Genomic DNA, 4,656 nt, shown 5'->3' with positions numbered 1-4,656 from the left:
TCCGGCCCGCCAGATCGCGGCCAACGCCGGTGCGGAAGCATCGATCGTTGCCGGCAAGATCCTTGAGAACAAGGGCGCGACCTTCGGCTACAACGCCCAGACCGGCGAATATGGCGACATGATCGCCATGGGTATCGTCGATCCGGTCAAGGTTGTCCGTACGGCTCTCCAGGACGCGGCCTCGGTCGCCGGCCTGCTCGTCACCACCGAAGCCATGATCGCGGAGGCTCCGAAGAAGGAGTCGGCTGGCGGCGGCGGCATGCCTGGCGGCATGGGCGGCGGCATGGGCGGCATGGGCGGCATGGATTTCTAATCCACGCTTCCATCTGTCTTCAGAACACGGAAAGGGCGGCAGAGATGCCGCCCTTTTTGTTTTGCGCAGCAGTCGCTGTGGCCGTCTCTCAGACGGCGGCATCCGCGCGTTGCTTGACCTCGCCGGCAAGCACCGCAGCTTCGATCAGCGCCGCCACCTCATCGGCCACGGCCTGTACCGGGGCGCGGTCTCGGGTGGCGCGGGCGATCACCATCAGCCCCTCCAGCGACGATTCGACCAGCAGTGCCAATGCATGCGCGCGGCGCTCGGGCACCCCCGCCCTGACGAAGGCGTCCCGCAGCAGGCCTATCCACTGTTCGAAGGCCGAGCGGCACAACTCCGCCAGTTCCGGCACGTCGGTGGGCGAGTCCAGCACGACAGGCGCGATCGGACAGCCGAGCGAAAACTGGTTGTCTTCCAGCATGCGTCCCACCGACTGGTAGATATGATGGACAGCCACCGCCGGATACTTTTCGGCAGCCAGCGCTTCGCCCAGCCTCTCCGTCACGTCGGCAACGCTGGCCCGCGTCACCTCGATGACCAGTTGGTCCTTGCCGCCGGGAAAATGAAAATAGAGCGAGCCTCGCGGCGCGCCGCTGGCGCTCAATATGTCATTGAGCGAGGTGCCGTGATAGCCGCGCTGCCTGAGCAGCAATCCGGTCGTCTCGAGTATGCGGGCTCGTGTGTCGTTCGCCATGTCAACCTCTGTCAGGAGAGGTCATTATAGCCCTTGCGCGAAATATGACAATCGGTCTACATAATATGTAGATCAGTCTATATATCCGAGGTTCGAAATGCGCAGCTATCGGCTTGAAGGATCCGGCGGAACCGAATGTCTGGCGCTGCACGACGAGCCGCGGCCGGAGCCGAAACCGCATGAGATCGTGCTGCGCGTTCGCGCCACCTCGCTCAACCGGCGCGATACGATGATCCTCAACGGCACCTATCCGCTGCCGCCGCGCCAAGGCGTCGTTCCGCTGAGCGACGGGGCCGGTGACATTGTCGCCATCGGCGATACCGTCACCCGCTTTGCTGTCGGCGACCGCGTGACCGGCAGCTATTTCGCCCGATGGATCGACGGCCGCATCCATGCCGGACTCATCGATCAGCTCGGCTGCACGCTGGATGGCATGCTGACCGAATACGCCGTTCTCGACGAACAATGGGCGGTGCACTTGCCCGATCATCTCGACTGGCATGAGGCGGCAACGCTGACCTGCGCCGGCCTGACCGGCTGGAATGCCGTGACGGGCGCCGGAATTCCGAAGCCCGGCCAATGGGTTCTGGTCGTCGGCTCGGGCGGCGTCTCGCTCTTTGCACTGCAGTTCGCCAAGCTGCTCGGCTGCCATGTCGCCGCCGTCACCTCGCGCGGTGAGAAAGCGGACAGGCTGCGGGCGCTGGGCGCCGACCTGGTGATTTCGACATCGGATATGCCGCAATGGGGCGCGGCCGTCCGCGACCAGACCGGCGGCATCGATCTCGTCATCGAGACCGGTGGCCCGGCGACCTTCGCCCAGTCGCTGATCGCCAGCACGCTTTACGGGCACATCGTGCTCTTGACGCTGCAGGATGCGAAAGGCGGATCGATCCAGTTGCCGGCGGCACTCTACCAGCGCAGCCTCGCCACCATCAGCCGCCTGTTCGTCGGCAACCGGACCAATCTCGAAGCCATGCTGCGCGCCGCTCGCAGCATCGCCTGCGGCCCGTCATCGAAAAGGTCTTCGCCTTCACCGAGGCCGTCGATGCCTACCGCTATTTCCAGCAGGGCGACGTCTTCGGGAAGGTGATCATCGACGGCGCCTGACCCATCAAGTCCTCAAACCAAGGGAGAACGACAATGACAATTCGTGAAGCCTCGGCCAAATGGCAAGGCACGCTGAAGGAAGGGGCGGGCCGGCTGCGGCTCGGCAGCGGCGTCTTCGAAGGCGCCTATTCCTTCCCTTCGCGTTTCGAGAACGGTCCGGGCACCAACCCGGAAGAGCTGATCGCCGCAGCGCATGCAGGCTGCTTCTCGATGGCGCTGAGCGCCATACTGGGCGGCGCCGGCCATGTTGCCCGCAATATCCACACGATGGCCAAGGTGCATCTCGGCGCGACCGCGGCCGGGCCGACGATCACCCGGATCGAACTCGAAACCGAGGTGGAGGCCGCAGGACTCGCCGCAGATGAATTCGAGCGCCTTGCACAATCCGCCAAGACAGGCTGCCTCGTCTCGCGGGCCCTTGCCGGCGTGTCTCAGATCACCCTCAAGGCAACGCTCGTTGAAGCCACCAAAGGCCAATGAAGCCAGGAGAAAGAAGATGACACAGGAGCTTGTCATGGACGCAACCGCGTACGATCTGTCCCAGCAGACGGCCGAGATCATGCGGCGCTACAACGACGTATTCCAATGCCATGATCCCTCGGCACTCGCCGAATTGGTGGCTGAGGATTGCGTGATCGAGAACACCGTGCCGGCGCCGCACGGCGCTCGTTTTGCCGGTCAAGCGGCGTGCGTCTTCGTTGCCGGCGACCGGGCAACGATCCGCTGGCGCTATTTCATGGCCGACGGCAATTCGCTGCGCGGCGTCAACCTCATGCGCGTGGCCGACGGGCGGATCGTCGAAGCGATGGGCTATGTGAAGGGGTAGCGCGCCCGAGCATTCCCAAAGGGCATCGCCCGGAACAGCGCAACAAGGCGAGCGGATCAGCGAGACTGAACCGCTCCTCGTGGCGCTACCGATCGGCCAGCGCCAGCTTCGCGCCAAGCATGACGAAGGCGCCGGCGAAGGTCCGGCGCATCCAGGTCAACACCATTGGCCGCGAGACGACGTGGCTGCGGATCGAGGCGGCGAAGATGCCGTAGCCGACGAAAACCACGAAGGTCAAAAGCATGAAGACGGAACTCAGTTCCAGCATCTTCGACAGCGCATTGGGCTCCGTGGTGCTGACGAACTGCGGCAGGAAGGCGAAGAAGAAGATCGACAGTTTCGGATTGAGCACGTTGACGAGGATACCGGTGGCAATCACCTTGCCGGCCGAGCGCGGCGTCACATCCTGGTCGACGCTGAGGCCGCCCTTTTCCTTCAGTGTGTTCCAGGCCATGTAGAGCAGGTAGGCGACGCCGAGATATTTCAGCGTCTCGAAGGCGAGCGCACTGGTGTGCAGCAGCGCCGCCAGGCCAGTGATGGCGGCGGCCATGTGCGGGATGATGCCGAGCGTGCAGCCGAAGGCGGCGATGACACTGGCCCGCGCACCGCGCGAGAGGCCGGCGCTCAGCGTGTAGAGAACGCCGGTGCCGGGCGAAGCCACGACAATCAGGGACGTCAACAGAAATTCGATGCTCACGATGGTTCCTCCGGCACCCTACCCAACCAGGAAGGTATCGGGCTGCGGGTCGGCGCACAAGCGGAGGCGATTGGAGATTGGCTACACCGGTAACCCGAGCGCCTGGCGTGCCATCAGGCACTCCTCGTCGCCGGGCATGCAGGCGCGACAGACGTCCGGCCGGACGTCGTAGATGCCGCAAACGGTCGACTTGCCGATCTCGCCGGACAGCGCCGAGCAGCGCACGCCCTCGCAGCGCATGCCTGACAGGTCAGATGCGACATATTTTTCCGGGATACGGTCGAGCTGTGCGTCATCCTCGGTGGAAAAGCGCGGCCACTCGGCCGAATAGGAACAGCAGGCACCGCAGCTTTGGCAATCGAAAGTGCCGTGTTGCGACGGCAAAACGCTCGCGGCGGCCATCAGGGCGGACAGAGCCGGTTCGGCCGGGTTGCGATCGGCGTCTTGCGGCAAGGCGCTATTTCTTCTTAGCCGTCTTGCCCTTCGGCGAATCCGCCGGCGACTTGAACAGATCGGTCGCGGCCTCGGTGGCGTCGCCGGCTTTCGGCGCGGCAACCGGCTTGGCCGGTTTTGCCGCAGCACCCGAGGCTGCCGTCTGATCCTTGGAGGAGAATTTTATGGCCATGTCAGTCCTCGTCGGCGAAGCGCGATGATGGGGCGCGCGGATTGCGCAGGCGGCCGATCAGCGCCGAAACGGCCGTGATGTTCATTTCCTCGGGCGACCAATTTTTCACCGCCTCGATGTGATGGGCCGCCAGCTCGCGATGCGTGCTGCCGCTGTAGGCGGCGTCCTGATAAGTCACCCGCTCATGGGTCTTGGCGTCTTCGCGGACATATTCGATCAGGTAGTTCGGGCATTCGGCGCGGCCACGCACGCCGACGCGCACCTGGGCATCGCCGTGGGCACGCTTGCAGCGTTCGAGCTTTGCCAGCACACGCCTGACGAATTCGACCGGCTTGTCGAGGCCTTCGACCATGTCGGCAATGGTTGCGTCGGCGGCGATCGGTGTTGGCGG

The 4,656-nt window shown here is 64.3% G+C and carries 9 protein-coding genes and 1 pseudogene; 5 read left to right on the top strand and 5 right to left on the bottom strand.

The annotated features are described in order from the left end of the window. Positions 1-313 (top strand): TCP-1/cpn60 chaperonin family protein (locus tag EOD15_RS28955; protein ID WP_281035587.1); only part of this gene is annotated, 313 nt, incomplete at its 5' end. 88 nt (positions 314-401) lie between these two features. Here the strand turns inward: EOD15_RS28955 and EOD15_RS28950 are convergent. Then, positions 402-1,010, bottom strand: coding sequence for a TetR/AcrR family transcriptional regulator (locus EOD15_RS28950; protein ID WP_127319524.1), 609 nt, complete (start codon positions 1,008-1,010; stop codon positions 402-404). 97 nt (positions 1,011-1,107) lie between these two features. On the opposite strand from EOD15_RS28950, the pseudogene EOD15_RS28945 reads away from it, so the two are divergent. The 4 genes and pseudogenes from EOD15_RS28945 to EOD15_RS28935 all read left to right on the top strand — a co-directional run. Further along, positions 1,108-1,935, top strand: a pseudogene (locus EOD15_RS28945) (NAD(P)-dependent alcohol dehydrogenase); the annotation flags it as partial. After that, positions 1,896-2,117, top strand: coding sequence for a zinc-binding dehydrogenase (locus EOD15_RS37050; RefSeq protein ID WP_245463794.1), 222 nt, complete (start codon positions 1,896-1,898; stop codon positions 2,115-2,117). The pseudogene EOD15_RS28945 and the gene EOD15_RS37050, both read left to right, overlap by 40 nt. A 33-nt stretch (positions 2,118-2,150) precedes the next feature. Further along, positions 2,151-2,597: an OsmC family protein gene (locus EOD15_RS28940; protein ID WP_127319522.1), complete on the top strand. Its 447-nt coding sequence runs from the start codon at positions 2,151-2,153 to the stop codon at positions 2,595-2,597. A 16-nt stretch (positions 2,598-2,613) separates the two neighbouring features. Beyond that, a complete protein-coding gene (locus tag EOD15_RS28935; protein WP_127319520.1) occupies positions 2,614-2,943 on the top strand; it encodes a nuclear transport factor 2 family protein in 330 nt (109 codons plus the stop codon). A gap of 85 nt (positions 2,944-3,028) precedes the next feature. Here EOD15_RS28935 and EOD15_RS28930 read toward each other — a convergent pair whose 3' ends face one another. The 4 genes from EOD15_RS28930 to EOD15_RS28915 form a co-directional block, all read right to left on the bottom strand. Further along, positions 3,029-3,640: a LysE family translocator gene (locus EOD15_RS28930; RefSeq protein ID WP_127319518.1), complete on the bottom strand. Its 612-nt coding sequence runs from the start codon at positions 3,638-3,640 to the stop codon at positions 3,029-3,031. Between the two features lie 81 nt (positions 3,641-3,721). Continuing rightward, the gene (locus EOD15_RS28925; protein ID WP_164761640.1) at positions 3,722-4,042 is read right to left on the bottom strand and encodes a YkgJ family cysteine cluster protein; all 321 of its coding nucleotides are present in this window, start codon (positions 4,040-4,042) and stop codon (positions 3,722-3,724) included. Positions 4,043-4,097: 55 nt separating this feature from the next. Continuing rightward, the gene (locus EOD15_RS28920; protein WP_127319514.1) at positions 4,098-4,265 is read right to left on the bottom strand and encodes a hypothetical protein; all 168 of its coding nucleotides are present in this window, start codon (positions 4,263-4,265) and stop codon (positions 4,098-4,100) included. 1 nt (position 4,266) lies between these two features. Further along, a partial coding sequence (locus tag EOD15_RS28915) for a hypothetical protein (protein ID WP_127409068.1) occupies positions 4,267-4,656 on the bottom strand: 390 nt, incomplete at its 5' end.

It is taken from the genome of Mesorhizobium sp. M7A.T.Ca.US.000.02.2.1 (genome assembly GCF_003996995.1).
In the GTDB taxonomy this organism is placed as follows: Bacteria; Pseudomonadota; Alphaproteobacteria; order Rhizobiales; family Rhizobiaceae; genus Mesorhizobium.
The sequence above is the reverse complement of the archived record's forward strand: the minus strand, read 5'-3'. Positions and strand labels throughout refer to the sequence as shown.